Source organism: Actinotalea solisilvae, assembly GCF_016464425.1.
GTDB classification, from domain to species: domain Bacteria; phylum Actinomycetota; class Actinomycetes; order Actinomycetales; family Cellulomonadaceae; genus Actinotalea; species Actinotalea solisilvae.
The window spans coordinates 132,187-149,872 of record NZ_JADDKQ010000006.1 but is presented as its reverse complement, the minus strand read 5'-3'; the positions used below and the strand labels follow the sequence as shown (position 1 = coordinate 149,872).

9 protein-coding genes are annotated in these 17,686 nt (G+C 78.2%); 1 reads left to right on the top strand and 8 read right to left on the bottom strand.

What is annotated here, in order from left to right; genetic code table 11:
- Positions 1–10: 10 nt before the first annotated feature.
- From JIG38_RS06645 to JIG38_RS06635, 3 genes are all read right to left on the bottom strand, one after another.
- Positions 11–241: a hypothetical protein gene (locus JIG38_RS06645; protein WP_199422973.1), complete on the bottom strand. Its 231-nt coding sequence runs from the start codon at positions 239–241 to the stop codon at positions 11–13.
- Positions 238–4,698, bottom strand: a complete 4,461-nt coding sequence (locus JIG38_RS20935) for a PDDEXK-like endonuclease domain-containing protein (RefSeq protein ID WP_199422972.1) — start codon at positions 4,696–4,698, stop codon at positions 238–240. The genes JIG38_RS06645 and JIG38_RS20935 overlap by 4 nt, the downstream gene beginning before the upstream one ends.
- Positions 4,699–5,036: 338 nt before the next feature.
- Positions 5,037–5,642: a thermonuclease family protein gene (locus tag JIG38_RS06635; protein WP_199422971.1), complete on the bottom strand. Its 606-nt coding sequence runs from the start codon at positions 5,640–5,642 to the stop codon at positions 5,037–5,039.
- Positions 5,643–5,821: 179 nt separating this feature from the next.
- On the opposite strand from JIG38_RS06635, the gene JIG38_RS06630 reads away from it, so the two are divergent.
- Complete coding sequence (locus JIG38_RS06630; RefSeq protein WP_199422970.1) at positions 5,822–6,442, top strand: flavodoxin family protein; 621 nt, start codon at positions 5,822–5,824, stop codon at positions 6,440–6,442.
- A 12-nt stretch (positions 6,443–6,454) separates the two neighbouring features.
- Here JIG38_RS06630 and JIG38_RS06625 read toward each other — a convergent pair whose 3' ends face one another.
- Genes JIG38_RS06625 through JIG38_RS06605 form a run of 5 tightly spaced genes read right to left on the bottom strand, consistent with a single transcriptional unit; the run spans position 6,455 to position 17,611 of the window.
- A complete protein-coding gene (locus JIG38_RS06625) occupies positions 6,455–7,792 on the bottom strand; it encodes an FAD-dependent oxidoreductase (RefSeq protein ID WP_199422969.1) in 1,338 nt (445 codons plus the stop codon).
- Entirely contained in the window at positions 7,789–8,661 is an 873-nt protein-coding gene (locus JIG38_RS06620; protein WP_199422968.1) for a UbiA family prenyltransferase, read from the bottom strand. The genes JIG38_RS06625 and JIG38_RS06620 overlap by 4 nt, the downstream gene beginning before the upstream one ends.
- On the bottom strand, positions 8,658–9,776 hold the full coding sequence (locus tag JIG38_RS06615) for a UbiA family prenyltransferase (protein ID WP_199422967.1): 1,119 nt from the start codon (positions 9,774–9,776) through the stop codon (positions 8,658–8,660). The genes JIG38_RS06620 and JIG38_RS06615 overlap by 4 nt, the downstream gene beginning before the upstream one ends.
- On the bottom strand, positions 9,764–13,945 hold the full coding sequence (locus JIG38_RS06610) for a CHAT domain-containing protein (RefSeq protein ID WP_199422966.1): 4,182 nt from the start codon (positions 13,943–13,945) through the stop codon (positions 9,764–9,766). The genes JIG38_RS06615 and JIG38_RS06610 overlap by 13 nt, the downstream gene beginning before the upstream one ends.
- A gap of 15 nt (positions 13,946–13,960) precedes the next feature.
- Entirely contained in the window at positions 13,961–17,611 is a 3,651-nt protein-coding gene (locus JIG38_RS06605) for a DUF7379 domain-containing protein (protein WP_199422965.1), read from the bottom strand.
- Positions 17,612–17,686 lie beyond the last annotated feature (75 nt).

Here is a 17,686-nt window from a genome sequence, read left to right as displayed (position 1 = left end):
CCGGGCCCGCCTACCAGTGGGGCGGGACGTCCCGGAGCAGGCGCTCGTCGTTGCCCGGGGGCGTCTCGCCCCAGCCCGTGTCGTCGTCGTCCGCGCTGCGCCGCGGCACGACCGGCTCTGCCGGCCCGGACGTCCCCCCGGGGGCGTCCGGCGTCGGCGGGACGCCGCCCGTCGCGCGGCGGTGACGCCGACGGCGCGGCGCGGCGTCGGCCCCGCCCTCGGCGGAGGGCACCGTGGTCACCGCGACCGCTGCACCGCGCCGTGCACCGCGGCGTCCACGCGCGAGCCGCGCCGGGTCAGACCGAGCTCGGCGCGGAGCGCGGCGGCGAGCTCGTCGGCCGTGCGCGGCACGCCGTCGGAGCGGATCCACGTCATGAGGTCGTCGAGCTGGTCGTCGCTGTAGGCGGCGATCGGCAGGCCGGGCTCGACGTCGGGCCGCGGGCCGCGGCTCCCTTCCGCCGTCGGCACCTCGAAGAGCGGGTCCATGGTCGGCGTCCGGTCCGCGGCCGTCGGCGCGATCCGCTCCGCGACCGGACGCCGCGACGTCGTGCGCACGGGCGCACCCGACGCGCGCGGATGGGCCGCGGCGCGCGCGGCCGGCGCGGGGGCAGTCGCTTCGGGCGCCTCGGGCGCCTCGACGACCGACGTGCCGGCGACCGCCGCGGGCTCCGGCACGGCAGCGCGCTCGGGCAGAGCGGCCGGCTCGGGCAGAGCGGCGGTCTCGGGCACGGCGGCATCGAGCGTCTCGGCGCCCGTACCCGTGTCCGCGTCCGCGGGCTCGTGCTCCGCGACCACCTCGGGCACCGTGACGCGCGGACGCGGGCGCGGGGTGGCCGCGCGGCGGCGCCGGTACGCGTCGGCGACGGCGGCGGCCACGGCGTCGGTCTCGCCCTGCGGGTCGAGGAACGCCGCAGCCGACCAGACCTGGACGACCGTCCAGCCGAGGCGCTCGAGCCGCTCGGGGAGCTGGCGGTCGCGGACGCGCACGCTCGGCTCGCCCACGTACGCCTCGTCGTCGGTGAGGACGGCCACGAGCATGGTGTCGGGCAGGTCGGGGTGGCCGACGACGAGCGGGATGCGCGTGCCCTCGATCCCGTGGTCGAGGTCGACGGTGAGGCCCGTGCGCCACAGGCGCTCGGCGAGGTCGAGCACGAGACGGTCCGGCTCGGGCCCGTGCGGCGCGGGCCGGGGCCGGGTGCCGTCCGGACCCGCGGCGGTGCGCGCGGCCGCGAGGGCGAGCAGCTCGGCGAGCATCCTCGCGCCCGGGGCGCGCAGGCGCTCCGCGTCGAGCTCGTCCGGGCCGAAGCACGAGACGACCGTGAGCCGGCGTCGGACCGCGCCGAGCGCCTCGAGCAGCAGCCCGGCCCCGCCCGGCTCGCTCAGCGCACCGAAGCGGTGGAGCACGCGTCCGTGCGGGGTCCGCCCGAAGCCCAGCGAGAGGACGACGGCCTCGCGGCTGAGCCCCTGCGCCGCGGCGACGTCGACGACCGCGAACGGCTCGGGGTGGTCCGCACGGAAGAACCCGCCGAGCGAGGGGTTGTCGCGTACCTCGGCCATGACGGCGTCGCGGACCGCCTCGGCGTGGACGGGTGACGCCGTGACCACGGCCAGCGACTCCTCGGGCCGGGTCAGCGCGTGCTCGACGACGAGGTCCACCACGTGCTCGACCTCGGCGCGCGTCGCCTCGACCGCGCCCGACGCCGCGGGCATGCCCGAGCCGTCGACGACGTCGAGCCGCAGCAGCGCGGCGACCGAGGGCAGCGGCGTGGCGACGAGCCGGCCCGCGTAGCCGTGGTCGGCGAGGAACTGCGTGAGGTGCGGGTCGCGCCGCGACGAGTCGGCGTGCAGCGGGATGGACGGCAGCACGGCCGCGAGCTCGGTCATCGCGGTGCCCGACGCGCACCGCGTGTCCCCGACGACGACGACCTGGCGCCCGCGGGACAGCGCGGCCACCACCGTCTCGAGCGGCAGGTGGTTCGCGGCGTCGAGGACCACGAGGTCCTCGGTGCGGCGCGGCGGCAGGAGGTGCGGCACGAGCATGGGCGCCGAGACGAGGCACGGGCGCAGGTAGCGGGTCACCGCCGGGTACCGCTCGACGGCGTGACGCAGGCTCGTGAAGCGGTCCTCGACGATCTCGCCGAACAGGGCCTGGGCCTCGTCGTCGGCGGCGCGCAGGCGCGTGCGCAGGTTCTCGCGAGCGGCGGCGCGGTACAGCAGCGCGCGGTCCTGGAGGTGGCGCAGGTCGAGCGTGCGGAACTCGGCGACGAGGCGGGCGAGCGCCGTGCCGTCGTAGCCGGCGAGCGCGGGGTCGAGCGCGAGGACCTGCTCGAGCACGGTGCTCCACCACGCGAGCTCGAGCTCGGCGGTGACCATGACGGCCGGGACCTGGCGCTCGGCGAGGTCGGCGAGCAGCGGCCCGAGGCCCTGCCGGTCGAGCGCGCGCACGAGCGCGGTGCGCTCGGGCAGCGTCGCGAGCGCGGACCGGTCCTGGTGCAGGCGCCGCAGGCGGTCGGTGATCTCGGACCACGGCAGGTCGACGAGCGCGCCGCCGCCCGCCGTCCCCGCGAGCACGGCGCCGGTGGCCTCGAGGTCCGCGCGGACCTGCGCGAAGTCGTGCTCGATCTGCGCGAGGCCCTCGGGGATGCGGGGCCAGCCGCCCGCGGGGCAGTGCGCCTGCCACAGCTCGCGCTGCGCCTGGACGTCGACGAGCGCGGCGTGCAGGTCGGCGACGGGGCGTCCGGGCCGCACCATGTCCTTGGCCTGCCGCCGCAGCCGGCGTCGCAGGCTGCCGCTCATCTCGATGCCGCGCTCCTCGCGCCAGCCCTTCGGCGCGGTCGCGGCGACCAGGTCCGCAGCCGAGCGCTCGAACACGAGCGGCTGGAAGACGTCGAGCGCGTCGCGCACGCCGCCGAGCATCGTGAGCTGCTCGGCCCACTGCGCCGGGGTCCGGGCGGGCGTGAGCCCCGTGGCCTCCGCGACCCGCTCGACCTCGGCCTCGAGCTGGGGCAGCGAGACCTCGAGCAGCCGTCCGATGCGGTCGACGGCGGCCTGCGCGCGGTCCGCGGTGGGCAGGTCCGCGCCGTACCAGGGCGTCGTCCGGGAGCTCGCGGAGAACGCGCCGAGGCCGGCGGCGCGCACCAGGTCCGTGGCCGCCTGCGCGCGCCGCTCCCCCGTGAGCGACTCCGCCACGGGCGGGGTGAGGCGCACGGTGGTCTGCGGCGCGGGCCGCACGGACGTGAGCCGCGCGAGGGCCTGGAGCGCGTCGTACGCGGACGTCCCCCACGGCTCGCGCTGGGCGTGCAGGCCCTCGATGTAGCCGCGCAGCCGGCGCCGCCGGTCGAGCAGCTCGCGCTGGACGATCGCGACCTTCTCGCCGTCGACGGGCACGGGCTCGACCGTCATCGCCGAGAGCAGGCGCCGGGCCGAGCTCGCGCGCCAGCCGGAGTCGGGCGCGACGTCGAGCACGAGCTCCTCGAGACCGAGGCCCGCGAGGCGGTCGGTGAGGGCCTGCGCTGCCCGCCGGTGGCCCGGCACGTAGAGCACCGTGCGTCCGCTCGCCGCGGCGTCCGCGACGACGGCGGCGAGCGTGCCCGCCACGTCGCTGCCCGCGGGCGCGTCGACGAGCAGGTGGTGGCCCGCGGCGACGGCGTCGAGCACGTACTCCTGGACCGGGTCGAGGTCGCCGACGCCGCGCTCCTGGTCGAGCGGGCGGTCGCCGCGCAGCGGGACGGGCAGGGGGTGGCCGAGCGCGTCGATCGCCCGCTGGTCCCCGGCGAGGGCCGCGACCAGCTCGTGCTGGGCGAGCGTGGCCGCGTGCGCGTCGAGGTCGGCCACGAGCGCCTGCTCGGGGTGCACGAACGTGCCCACGAGCAGCCGGTCCTCGAGCCGGAAGCCGTCGAGCACGGCGGCGCCGAGCGACGCCAGCCGCTCGAGCGCGGGCTGGGGGTCGAAGCCCGACGCCATGAACGCGCCGCGCGCGAGCGCGGCGGGGTCGAGCAGCGCGCCGTGGCTGCGCAGCGCGGTCGCGAGCAGCGGGTTGATCTCGAGGGACGGCTCGAGCACGAGGTCGTAGTCGCTCTCGCCGCGCCCGCGCGGGGTCACCGCGACCGGGCGCAGCAGCACGGGGGCGCGCACGGTGCGCGTCGCACCCACGGGGGCCTCGCCCGACGACGCCGGCGCGGCGCGCGTCACCGCGGCGAGGCGGGCGACGTCGTCGGCGTCCGGGGCGGGGGCGGCGTCGTCGGCCGGGACCGGCTCGGTCCACGTCGCGATGCCGATCGCGAGGAACGCCGACGCGATGCCGTAGCGCTGCGCGTGCTGGTCCGCGAGCGCGCCGACGGCGCGCGCCCGCCGCTTCGCGGTGGACAGCGCCGACCCCTCGCGGACGAGGTTCGAGAGGCGGGTGGCACGCCCCGCGAAGAGCTGCGCGATGCCCGACGGGTGGGCGGCGGACAGGTCGAGCTGCGCATCGCCGAGGCGGTCGACGTCGGCGAGGGCGGAGTGGCCGCCCCGGGCGACGAGGCGCGAGCGCCAGTCCTCCCGCAGGCGGTCGACGAGCTGGGCCGTCGTCGGGACCGGCACCGCGACGGGCGCGGGCCGGGACGACGCCTCGGGCGCGGACGGGGTGGACGCGGCGGGGCCGGACCCGGGGCGCTCGCCGTCGGGTCCCGGGGCGTGCCGGCGCTCGGGAGCTGTCACGGCGTCCACGCTAACCGCGGGAGGTCGCGGGCGGCGGCTGCCGCGCCGCTCCGACGCGACGGGACGTAGTCTCACCCGGTCCACGACGTGCGACGGGGCCTGCACGGGCGCCGGGCCGGTGCGGCCTGGGTGCGCCGGGACGCTGCGGTGCAGAGGGGCCGGCCGATCCCCGACAGGGACCTGATCCCGGACATAGAACAGTGCGCACCGCGCAGGGGGCAGGCGATGCGCACTGTCAGGGCCCAGTGTGCCCGTCGCGGCGAGCCGGGTCAATCGGTTCGTTGAACTCTCGACCACCCGGACCACGGCCGCACCCCGCGGGTGCCGGCCGACCCCGCTCAGCCGACCGGCTGCGTGATGTCCCCGCCGCACGTGGCCGGGGACCACAGCCCGAGCCCGGCCGCCGCCGCGCGGTCCTGCGCGTCGCGCAGGACCGTCTGCATCTCGTACGGACCGTCGAAGGTCGCCTCGACGGCGAAGCCCTCCTCGACCATGACCTGGTTGAACAGGAGGCCGTCCGGCAGCCACACGTAGTCGAGCTCGCGCCCGTACCGGTCGACCCGGTCCTGGAGGGGGTCGCCGCGCACGGTCACCTGGGTCCCGGCGAGCAGCTCGGTGGCGCGCGCGCTCGCCTCGGGGCCGAAGCACTGGACGGGCCGGCGCGGGTCGACCGTCTCGGCCGTGTCGATCCCGAGCACGCGGACCTTCGTCTCGCCCTCGGGCCGCAGGATGACGAGGGTGTCGCCGTCGACCACCCGGACCACGGCGAAGGGCCCCTCGACGACCGCCGGCTCCGCCCGGGGCACCGTGACCGACGGCGTGCCCGCCTCGGGCAGGCCGAGGGCCTCCCGCAGCCACGACTCCCTCGCGACGCCGAGGACGACGAGCGCGGCGAGCACGAGCAGGACGGGGACGAGGCCACCGCGCCGCCGACGCCGGCTCACGGCGTCCGCCCCGTCGGCGCGCCGCCCGCCGGCCGCGGTCGGTGCAGGGTCGCGGTGCGGCAGGTGGTCACGCCCCCAGCATCGGTGGTCGCGGGCGACGCCTTGAGCGCGACGCGCCCGGCCGGAGCGCCCGCCGGCGTCGGCTCGCGCGCGCATGACCCCTGACCCATGCTCGTGCGATGGCCACCACCTCCCCGGACCTCACCGCCCTCGTCCTCGTCGGCTCGCTGAAGTCGTCGTCGGACCCGTCCAGCAGCGAGCGGCTCGGCACGCAGGTGCTCGAGGCGCTCGGCGAGCACGGCGTGACCGGCACGGTGGTCCGGCTCGCGGACCACGACGTCAGGCCGGGCGTCGAGGTCGACATGGGCGACGGCGACGCCTGGCCCGCGATCCGCCGCCAGGTGCTCGCCGCGGACATCCTCGTCGTCGCCACGCCCATCTGGATGGGTCAGCCGTCGAGCGTCACCAAGCGCGCGCTCGAGCGCCTCGACGCCGAGCTGTCGGAGACCGACGACCAGGGCCGCATGCTCACGTCGGGCAAGGTCGCCGCGGTCGCCGTCGTGGGCAACGAGGACGGCGCGCACCACACGAGCGCCGAGATCTTCCAGGCCCTCAACGACGTCGGCTTCACGCTCGCCGCCGGCGCGGTGACCTACTGGGTCGGCGAGGCCATGGGCGACGTCGACTACACGGACCTCGAGGAGACGCCCGAGAAGGTCGCCCGGACCACGAAGGCGCTCGCGGCGAGCACCGCGCACCTCGCGCGCCTGCTGCGCCAGTCGCCCTACCCGCCCGCCTGACGCGGCGGCACGTCAGGTGTCGCCCGCAGCGCCCGGCAGGGCCGCGGCGACCGCTCGCGCTGCCGCCTCGCCGCTCCGCCACGCTCCCTCGAGGTACGGCCCGCCGAGGTAGTCGCCTGCGAGCGCGAGCCCGGGAGCGGCCGACGGTGCCCACGCGGGCTGCGGGCGGCGGCGCAGCGACCCGACCTCGAACCGCGGCAGCGCCCGCGACCACCGCCAGACGTCGACGGGCTCCGCCCTCCGCGCCCACTCGCACCCCGCGCGTGCGAGCGCGTCGAGCGCCCGCCCGGCGAGCCCGGCGTCGTCGAGGCCGTCCGCGTCCGCCGCGCCCGCGTCGGAGAGGAAGACCCGGACGAGCCCGGGCGCGCCGACCACGGGCGTGACGGCCGCGAGGGCCGGCGCCCAGCCGTCGCGGAAGAGGAGGGTGGCGCCCGGCGCGTCACCGCCCGGCACGCGGCACACGACGACGGCGGTGCGCGAGTAGCCGACGGAGGCCAGCGCCCGGGCGACGCCCGGCGCGGCGTCGCCGAGCAGCCGTGCGGCGACGTCGGCCGTGGTCGCGCAGACGACGCCGTCGGCGTCGACCCCACCGCCGCCCGCGAGCGCGACGCGCCAGCCCGGTCCGCGCCCGCTCCCCCGACGGTCCAGCGCCACCACCTCGCTGCCGACGCGCACGGCGAGCGGCGCGGCGAGTGCCCCGGTGAGCCGGTCGAGCCCGCCGCTGACGCGGTGCACGGTCCGCGCGCGCAGCGCGACGCGCAGGACGACGAGCAGGAGCGCCTGCGACGTGGTCGGCAGCTCCCAGTAGAGGAGCCCCCGCAGCAGGGGACCGACGAGCGCGGCCGCGACCTCGCGCCCGGCGGGGCCGGCGAGGAGCTCCGCGACGGACGCGTCGTCGAGCGGGGCGGCGCGCGCGAGGTCGTGCGCGTCGAGCAGCCGGTGGTGCCGCACGACCGGCACGGCGAGGGCCGCGAGACCGGCGCACCCCCGGGCCGTGAGCACGCCGGACGTGAGGACCGTTCCGGCGCTCACGGGGTGCGTCCCGCGCGCGTCGACGACGGCGCCGCGCAGCCCCGAGGCGGGCAGGTCGCCGCCGAGGCCGCACGCGCGCGCCGCCGCGAGCACGCGGTCGCAGAACGGCGCGACGAACTGCGCGCCGACGTCGACCGGGACCCCCTCGTGCCGGTGCGTGCGCACGCGGCCGCCCGGCCGGGCCGCTGCCTCGAGCACGACGACGTCCGCCCCGGCCGCGGCCAGGGTGCGCGCGGCGGCGAGGCCCGCGACCCCGGCGCCCACGACGACGACGCGCGCCCCCGCCACGCCCTGCCCCGCGGCGTCGGACGCGCTCACAGGAGTGCCAGGGCGGCGATGCCGGCGAACCACGCGAGCCGCAGGAGGCCGAACGGCCGGCGGAGGTCGCCAGGCTCGCGTCCCCGCACGAGGAGGACGGCCGCCGCGAGCGTCGGGACGCCGGCCCCGACCCCCATGACCAGGAGGTACGCGACCGGGTCCGCGCCGAGGCGCGACGCGAGCAGCGCCGCCGCGACGAACGCCACCCCGCACGCCGCGCCGACCCGCGCGGCGGGGCGCAGGCCGACGGTCGTCGCGAGCGTCCGCAGGCCCGCCGCGCGGTCGCCGTCGCGGTCGAGGCCCGTCTTGACGACCTCGAAGCCCGCCATGAACACCGCGACGAGCAGCTGGGCCGTGAGCGCGCGCGGCCCGACGGCGCCGCCGGCCGCCGCCCCGACGAGGAGCGGGGTGCTCGTGAGGAGCGCGACGACCACGTTGCCGAGGCCGACCGTGCCCTTCAACCAGCGCGAGTACGCCCACGAGAGGCCGACGAGGGCCGCGGCCCCGGCGAGGAAGGCGGCGCCCAGCGCCGCGCCCGCCCCGAGCGACGTGGCGGCCGCGACGAGCGCGACGGCGCGCGCCGCGGGGACCCCCACGGTGCCCGCGGGCAGCGGCCGGTGGGGCTTGCCGAGGCGGTCGACCTCGACGTCGGCGAGGTCGTTGACGACCTGGGCGAAGGCGACCGCGCCGGCGACGAGCGCGACGCCGAGCGCGACCCGGCCCGCGGGACCCGGACCGCCGCCCAGGCGCGCACCCACGACCGTGAGGACGGCGGCCGCGACGACCGACCCCGTGCGGAGCAGCACGGAGTACGCCCGGACGCGGTCGACGAGCGTCGGTGCGGGACGGAGGCCGGCGGACGCGGTCACGCGGGCGCCCCGGACGACCCGACCGCGGGCACCGCGGGGGCCGGGCCGGGCGCCGCCCGGGCCCCGCCCCGCGCACCCCCGGCCAGCGCGCGCAGCCGGTCCCGGACCCAGCCGCTGCCCGCCCAGGGCGCGACGCCGAGCACGACGAGCAGCACGGCGGCCGGCGCGCCCACCGGGACGGCCGCGAACGGCAGGAGCTCCAGGACGAGGATGTGCGCGAGCCCGGCGGCCCACGACACGGTCACCGCGTGCGGCCGGACGAGGGCGAGCACCAGCGCCGCGAGCGCGAGGCCGCCCGCGACGACCACCACGAGCACGCGCACGGGCGACGTGCGGCCGCCGGCGACCAGCGCGCCGAGGACCGCCCCCACGACCGCGAGGTGCAGCACGACGCCGTACGCCACCAGGGCACGCGGCACGCGCACCCGGCCTCCCGCCGCGGTCGCGCCGAGCACGATCGCCGTCGTGCGCGCGCCGTGCCGCTCGTCGTTCGCGAGGTCGCGCCCCGCGCCGACGACGCCGTTGATGAGCACGACGGCAAGGGCGACCGCGAGGGCGACCCACCCGGTGACCGGCGTCGCGCTGCCTGCGAGGGAAGCACCGCACCACACGAGGCAGGCCCACCCCGCGCCCTGGACGGCGTCGGTGACCGGCGGGATCGCGGCCCGCTTGCCCCACACGTCGTAGGCGCCGAGCAGCGCGAGCGCCGCGGCCGCCGCGACGACCGCCTCGGGGCGCGGGGCGGCGACCAGCAGGGTGGCCCCGGCGGCCACGAGCGAGACCGCGAGCGCGGCGCGCGGCGTCACCGTGCCGAGCACGAGCGGGCTCGACGCGCGCCGCGGCTCGGTCCGGTCGAGCGGCAGGTCCACGAGGTCGTTCCACACGTAGACGGCGACGTGCAGCGCCGTGGCCACGACGAGCGCGCGGACGGCCGCCGACGCGGTCGGCGCCGTGGCCGCGCCGGGCGCCACCGTCCTGGGCGACCCGCCGACGTCGGCGGACAGCACGCCGAGGAGGACGAACGCCCAGCTCACGCCGAGCACCGAGCCCCGCGCGAGGCGCAGCGCGGTCCCGACCCCTCGCCCGACCGCACCCCGGAGGCTCACGTCGTCCACCGCACGAGCTCGTACTCCGCGTCGCGCAGCATCGTCATGCCGTCGCGCGTCCAGCGCCGGGCCCACTCGTCGATGGACGGCGCCTCGAGGAAGTGCGTGAAGACCGTCGTGCACAGGCCCTGCCGCATCTTCGGGTAGTGCAGGGACTGGTGGACCCCGTTGGTGAACATGCCGAGGAGCTCGAGCACCGCGCGGCTCCCTCCGACGTCGAGCCGCCCGTAGACCTCGTCGAGGACCCCGCGCTCGCCCCTGCCCAGCAGCCACGCGCGCGTGCGCAGGGGGTGGACGCCCGCGACGAGCACGAGGGCCGGCAGCGCCTGCGGCAGCGTCAGCACGCCGCGCTCGACGAGGCCGCCGAGCGTCCCCAGCACGGCGTCGGGGTGGTAGAGCCCGACCGCGCCGAGGCCGCGCAGGCAGCACTCGCGTGCGGCGTCGTCGGGCGCCTCGGTGAGCACCTTCTCGTGCAGCGTCATGGGCAGGCCCGCCTTGGCGTAGGCGAGGCCGAGCGGGACGTACGCGAGGTGGAGGCCGTGCAGCGGCCCCGCCTCCGTGTGGTCGTCGTGCGTGCCCGCGGTGCACGCCGCAGTCACCTCCTCGAGCAGCGGCACCCAGGCGGGCGGCGTCCCCGGGAGCACGACGGCGTGGGAGAGCAGCAGCCAGCGCCGGGCCCGCGCGTCGGTGCCCTCGAGCAGCCGCCGGACCAGCGGCGCGGTCGTCGCCGGGTGCGCGACGCCGTGCACGCCGAGCGTCAGCGCGGCGAGGATGCGCAGCAGGGTGACGTCCGACGCGAGCAGCGTGCGCAGGTCCGCCTCGAGCGGCACGACGTCGACCGCGGGGTCGAGCGCCGGCACCACGCGCCGCGCCGCGTCGGCCCCGGGCAGCCCCGGGCCGGGGGTGACGTCGCCGTCGGCGAAGATGCCGCCGATGCGCAGCGAGAGCTCGCGCACCACGCCACGCTCGACGAGGACCTTGTCGAGGTGCAGGCGGTCGAGCGTGCCGAGGTGCAGCCGGTCCACGAGGAGGTGCTTCCACAGGTCGCTCGTCAGGTGCGTGACGGCCGGGTCGCTGCACCCGTTGATGTAGTTGGTCACGGTGACCTGGCCGAAGAAGGCGACCACCGCGAGCGAGCGGAGGGGCTCGGTGACCGAGATGCCGTCGATCATCTGGAGGAGCACCTCGCGGATGAGGCGCTGCGGCTCCGCGGTCCCGTTGGCGTAGAGCGCGAAGGCCGCGGCGCTCGCGCGCTCGCCCGCGCCGCCGTCGTCGTCCTGCTCGCGCGGACGGCCCGTGAGCCGGCGCAGCGCCGCGACCGTGGCCGCGCCGCCCGGCGGGCGGGCCGCGAGGATGGCGCAGAAGGCGGCGGCCTGGTGGCTCGCCGACAGCAGGCACGTCGCGTGCAGCGCGATGGCCTGCAGCTCGGTGTCGTCCTCGAGCGCGAGCGCGACGAGGAGGTGCTCGGCGGCGGTCTCGTCGTGCGCGACGTAGCCCGTGAGCACGTCGAACACGGCCCCGCGCAGCACCGGCACGTCGGTCGTCGCGAGGAACCGGACGAGGTCCTCGACGCGCGCCGTGTCCCCGCGCGTGAGGAGGACCCGGACGAGGTCCCGGTACGGCTGGCCGACGAGGACGGCGTCCGGCACCGACGCGGACAGCGCCGCCGTCCACCCCGCGGTGCACAGCCGCGCGGTGAGCGCCGCGAGCAGCGGGTCGTCGTCCGGGCCGCGCGCGAGCAGCTCCTCGAGGTGCGCGGGCGCGTGGACGAGGCCGTAGGTGCCGCCGCGGTCCGGACGCGCGAGCGCGGCGTCGTCGAGCGCGAGCGTCGTCGTCACGACGCGGCGGTGGGCGGCCGCCTCCTGCACGAGGAGCGGGTTCGCCCGACCCGAGGTCAGGGTCGCGCGCCGCAGCATCGCCCCGAGGGACGGGTGGGTGAGGCGCACGCCCTGCTCGTCGGCGACGACGAGCTGCTGGAGCTGGTCGAGGAGGAAGCCGAGCCGCGCCTGGTCCCAGCCGAGCCACGCCTCGAGGGCCGCCCGGGGCACGGGCGCGCGCGCGACCGCGAGCTGGGCGAGCAGCGGCTCGACGTCGGCCGTCCACTGCGCGCGCCACGTGTCGCCGTACTGGCGCTCGAGCACGCGCCGCACGTGCCGCAGGAAGGACTCGTCGAGGTCGCCGGGGAGCACGAGGTCCCGGCCCTCGGCGCCGGGCGTCGCCGCGAGCTCGTCGGCGGCGTGCCGCGCGTAGAGGAAGTTCCCCGCCGCCGCGGCGACGACGCGCTCGACGACGTCGGCGTCGACCGCGACCGCCGCGAGCTGCCGCCCGAGGAAGCCGCGCACGTCGTCGTCGACCTGGGGCCGGCGGGCGGCGCTCGACAGGTCGAGCCGCCGGACGCCCTCGACGTCGGCGAGCGCCCCGAGGAGCTCGGCGTCGTCGGGCCCGGCCAGCAGCAGCCGGACCGGGACGTCGAGTGCCGCGAGGCGCCGCACGAGCGCGAGCGTCGTCGGCTCGGGGCCCGCGCCGGCCTCGTCCAACCCGTCGACGAGGATCGTCGCGGGCCCGCCGCCCGCCTGCCGGAGCGCCGCGCGCAGGGGCGCGAGCAGCACGACGTCGAACAGGTCCCCGACGGGCAGCACGCCGAGCGCGACGGGGTCGCCCGGCGGCGCCACCCAGCCGGGCACCGTCGCCGCGAGCTGCGCCGCGACCTCGCGCACGAAGGCGCGGGGGTCCGTGGACGCCCCGGCGAGCGAGGCCGCGCTCACCTGGACCGCGTGCCACGCCGACCGGACGCGCTCGAGCGTCGCGGCGAGGGCGGCGTCCTCGGGCGGGTCGCCCTGGCCGGCGAGCCACGCGGTCAGGACCGACTTGCCCGTGCCGTGGTCCCCCGTGAGCAGCAGGAGCGGCGAGCCGGTGTCGAGCCACGCGGCGACCTCGCGAGCGACCCACGCGCGCGGCTCGAACCGGGGCGCGGGCGGCACGACGCCCTGCGGCACGTGGTCGCGCACGCGCGTGACCGCGGCCGGCCCGCCGCCGGGCACGACGACGGGCGCGGGGGTCTCGAACAGGCGCGCGCGGCTGCGCGCGTAGAGCACCGGGGTGACCCACTCGGGGCCGCGGACGAGCGCCTGGCGGCCGTACGCGACCGCCTGGTCCACGAGGGCGCCGGCCGCGAGCCGCTGGTAGAGCGCGGCCGCGAAGGCGACGGCGTTGACGTCGGTGATCGGGAACTGCATCGCGACCGCGGCGGGCACGCCGGCCAGGACGAGCTGCTGCGCGACCCCGTTCTTGGGGTGGTGCTGGGGCACCTCGCCCGTCCGGCAGCCGTTGAGGACCGCGAGCCGCAGCGTCGGCGCGGCGACGAGGAGCGTCGCGAGCGTCGTCGCGTCGACCTCGTCCCACGTCCCGTCCGGCTTGTCGAGGGCGAGGACGTGGCCCGTCTCGCCCTCGTCGCCGTGCCCGATGAAGTGCAGCACGTGCCACTCCTCGAGGAGCGCGGCGCGCAGCGCGTCGACGGTGGGCGGCGTGACGCGGCCGACGACGACGTCGTCCCCCAGCGGCGCGAGCGCGGCCTGCAGCGCGGCCACCTCGCCCTCGATGTCGAGGCGGCGCAGGTCGGACGGCGAGGACGCCACGACGAGCACGCGCAGCGGCCCGTCGCGGCGCACCCGGTCGAGGTTGGTCGTGACGTCGGCGAAGCGGACGACGAACTCGTCGGACGTGTGGACGAGGTACCGGGTGTCGTCGCGGAGGAGCTCCCACGGCAGCCGCGCGACCTCGGGCACGGCGTCGAGCCGCAGGCGCAGGCGCAGGAACGCGTCGGACGAGCGGGCGAGCCCCTGGGCCTGCGTGAGCGAGCGCAGCGCGTCGCCCGAGAACACCGAGTCGAAGAGGGCGCGCCCGATGGTCTCCGTCTGCGCGAGGACGTCGAGGTGCTGGCGCCCGCGCGCCCGCAGGTGACGGGTCTGCGCGACGGCCAGCCCGTCGGCGAACGCCGCGAGCACCTCGGGCTGGACCGGGACGGCGAAGGCGTGCTCGACGTGGGTGTCGAGGTCGTCGCACTCCACCTCGACGACGAGCCCGTCCGGGCCGGGCCGCACCCGGACGTCGAGGTCGATGACGGCGCGCTCGCGCGCGGGCGACCGCGGGCCCGCCGCCCCGAGCGTCGTCGTGGTCACGGCGCGGCCCGGTCGTCAGCGTCCGTCGGGCGCGGCCACCGGCAGTGCGGGGGCGCCGTCGGTCGCCGGGACGCCGTCCGTCGGCGCCGCGGGGCCGACCGGGCCGACGGGGGCCAGCGCCTCGGCGAGCAGCGTGAGCGCCTCGGCGTTCTCGAAGTAGGACATGTGGTCGCTCGGGACCTCGACGACGTGCGGCGCGGGCGTCCGGTCGAGCGGGACGGACCGGCCGCTCTCCACGCTCACGGCGATGTCGTTCGGCTGCTCGAGGAAGACGCGGTCGACGACCTCCTCGACGAGCCGCCCGGGGTGCAGGCGGGCGAGCAGCCGCCGGACGAGCCCGCCCTCCGGCGGCACGGGCGGCCCCGCGAAGGACCGGTTGCCCACGATCACGGTGTAGGGCACCCCCGGGTCGGGCGCGGCCGCGAGCGCGCGGACGAGGTCCGAGCCCGGCTCCATCTCGTCGAGCGCGACGTCGACCTTCTCGAGCGCGGTCAGCAGGGTCGTGAGGACCGCGAGCGGCCAGGCCCCCGCCGCCAGGCCGTTGAGGCCGACCGTGAGCGCGACGGTCGCGAACTTCTGCACCGTCGGCCAGGGCGAGCCGGACTGGGGCGTGCCCAGCGTGACGAGCCGGTCCACGACCGCGGCGCCCGTCCCCGGCCCGCCACCGGCGGGCGCGATCTCGACGAAGTGGCGCGAGACCAGCCCACCCATGGAGTGCGCGACGACGTCGAGGCGCTGCGGGCCGCTGCCGTCGAGGCCCACCGCGGCCAGGCGCTCGCCGAGCAGGCGCGCGTTCTCGACGATCGACGTGTTGATGTTCTCGTAGTCGAAGGTGAGGACGACGTCGTACCGGCCGCTGAGCAGCGGCGGCGGCGGGACGAGCGCGGTGTGACCCGAGCTGAGGGCCATGCCGCGCGTGTCGCCGATGATCCCGTGCACGTAGACGACCACGGCCCGGGCCTGCGCCACGGCCCGGCCGATCGCCGCGGTGTCGTCCTCGTACCGCAGCGCCCCGTCCTCGACGACCGCGCGGCGCAGGAGCGGGTGGTCGTAGCCGAGCCCCAGACGCTTCCCGACGAGCTTGCGGAAGAGGATCTTCACCGAGCTCACGAGGTCGCGCTCGCCCACGACCTCGCTCGGCACGAGGACCGGCGTCGTCAGCCGGTCGAGCACGACCTCGGTGCCGGCCCCGTCCGACCGCGCGGCGCCGAGGGGCAGGTAGAACTCGCCGTCCCACGCGAACGGCAGCAGGTGCTCGTCGTCCGCGAGCGGGACGTCGAGGCGCACGCGCAGGGGCTCCTCCGGGGTGACCCGCGCCGCCTGGTCGGCGGCGAGGCCGCGCAGCTCGAGGGTGTCGAGCGTGTCGACGTCGCCGCGGGTCGGGCTCAGCCCGAACGGCGCGCTCCCCTCGGGCGCGTCGCGCAGCACGGCGGGCAGACCCGGGTGGGTGAGGTCGCGCGTCGTCGCGACGCTCGACTGCAGGGAGACCTGGCAGTCCAGCGCCGGGTGCGCCTCGACCGTGACCCCCGGCGCGACCTCGGCCGGGCGTCCCGCCTCGAGGCGCACGCCTGCGGGCGGGCGCTCCACGAGGAGCAGGACGTCGACGGTCGCCCAGTCGGAGCGCGACTCGCCGGCCTTCGGCCGGGGGCGGATGCGCCTCGTCGCCGAGCGCTGCAGCAGGCGGTCGAGGGTCGACGTCGGGTCGTCGAGGTCGCGCACGGCGGGAAGCGCCGCGCGGTTGGTGACGTCGAGGTCGGGCAGGTCGAGGCTGCGCGGGTCGAACTCGTCCGTGCTCACGACCACCTTGAGCAGGTCGTCGAGCTCGTGCACGCCCGCGTGCCACAGCGCGTCCGGCACCTCGCCGACGAGGTCGACGACCTCGCGCGCGCCCGGTGCGAGCTCGACCACGCCCGCGGGCAGCGCGTCGCTGTAGATGCCGTAGGTGCCGGGCAGGTCGACGACGGCGCACCACAGGGAGCGGTCCGTGCGGGTGTTGGTCAGGGTCAGCCGGACCTCGGGTGGCACCTCGTCGCCCGCGGCCGTCCGCCCGTAGCGCACGCGGACGACGCCCTCGGCCGACGCGTGCAGCGCCGGCGTGCCGGACGCGTCGTCTGCGGGGGCGGCCGGCGTCGGCGCGAGGAGCTCGACGTCGACGCGCACCGCGCCGCCCAGCGTGGTCGTCGGGTTGGTCAGGGCCGCCACCCGCGTCCACCGCGCGAGGTGCTCGAGCACGAGCGCGGCGCCCTCGGCCGCGTCGGGGCCGCTGCCCTCGACGGGGGCGACGAGCGCGCGCGACGAGCCCGGCCGGCCCACGCGGTACCCGGTCGGCGTCGCCTCGACCGACAGCTCGGCGTCGGGGTGGGAGGTCTCGCGGACCAGGGTGGGCCGGTCCGAGCCGGGCTCGCCGGCGAGCGCCGTGCGCAGCGCCGCGAGCGCGTCGGCGTCGCCGCTGAGCACCACGGGGACGGGCGTGAGCGGCAGCGCGGTGACGACGGCGCGGTAGGACCGGACCGGGTCGAGCGCGTCGGCGGGCTCGACGCTCACGGTGCAGCGCCCGGCCTCCACCGCGGTGACGCTCGCGGTGGCGAGCGGCTCGGCGCCCGGCTCGGCGTCGGGCGCGAGCACGGCGAGGTGGGTCGTCTCGTCGCCCACGGGCGCGGGGATGCCGTGCAGCCGGCCGCCGTCGAGCACCCAGCCCGCGGGCTCCTCCCGGCTGAGCACGAACGACGCCGGGCGCGGCTCGACGGCGCCCCCGAGGAACGGCCGGTCGAGGTCAGCGGCCGTCGTCGTCTCGAGCTGCGGGTTCTGCTGCCGGACGCGGCTGTGGGCCTGGGCGACGACGAAGCGGTGCAGGTCGCGGTAGGTCGGGGCACCCGCGCCGCTCAGCGCGGTCTCGAGCGCGGCGCTGAGGACGCCCCGGGTGCGCCCGTCGATCCGCAGCTCCTTGGCCGTCTCGGTCGAGCGGCAGGCGGCGAGCAGCACGTGCGGGGCGCGCGGCTGAGCCCACCCGCTCGGGGCGTCGGCGGACCAGCCCCGCTCGGCCACGCCGAGCTCGCCGCCCGCCCGTCCCGCACCGTCCGCTCCCCCGGTCGGGGGGCCCGCGGCGGCGTCCATCGCGGCGACCGCGTCGAGCACGGCGCGGTAGCTCTCGAGCGAGCGGGGCCGGTCGTCCACGGGCGCGCGGCGCTCGCGCTCGGCGTCGTCGTCGATCGCGCGCGTGCCGCTGCCGGAGTGGCAGCAGTCGAGCACGACGAGCACGTGCGGCTCGCGCCGCGCGACGCCGGCGACGAGCGCGCCGAGCTCCTTGTCGGCGAGGTCGTGGCCGCCCGGGGCGCGGCTGTCGTGCAGCACGAGCGTCTCGTCGAGCCGGTCACCCTCGGCGAGCACGAGCTCGTCGGGGACGCGCTGCTGCGAGCCGTGCCCGCTGTAGTAGAACAGCGCGACGTCGTCGGGGCCGGCCTGGCCGAGGTGGTCGCGGAAGGCGGCCGTGAGCCCCTCGCGGGTCGCCTCGGCGTCGAGCAGCACGCGGTCCCGCAGCCGGTCGCCCACGCGCGAGCGCAGGACGTCCCGCAGGGTCGTCACGTCGTTGACGCACCCCCGCAGCCGGGGCACCGGGGCCCGGTAGTCGTCGATGCCGACGAAGAGCGCGTACACCTGACCGGCCATCCCAGCCCCCAGAGCTCCCGGGGGCTCGCCCGACGCCGCCGTCGGCGCCGGTGTGAGCCCAGTCACACTGTGGCG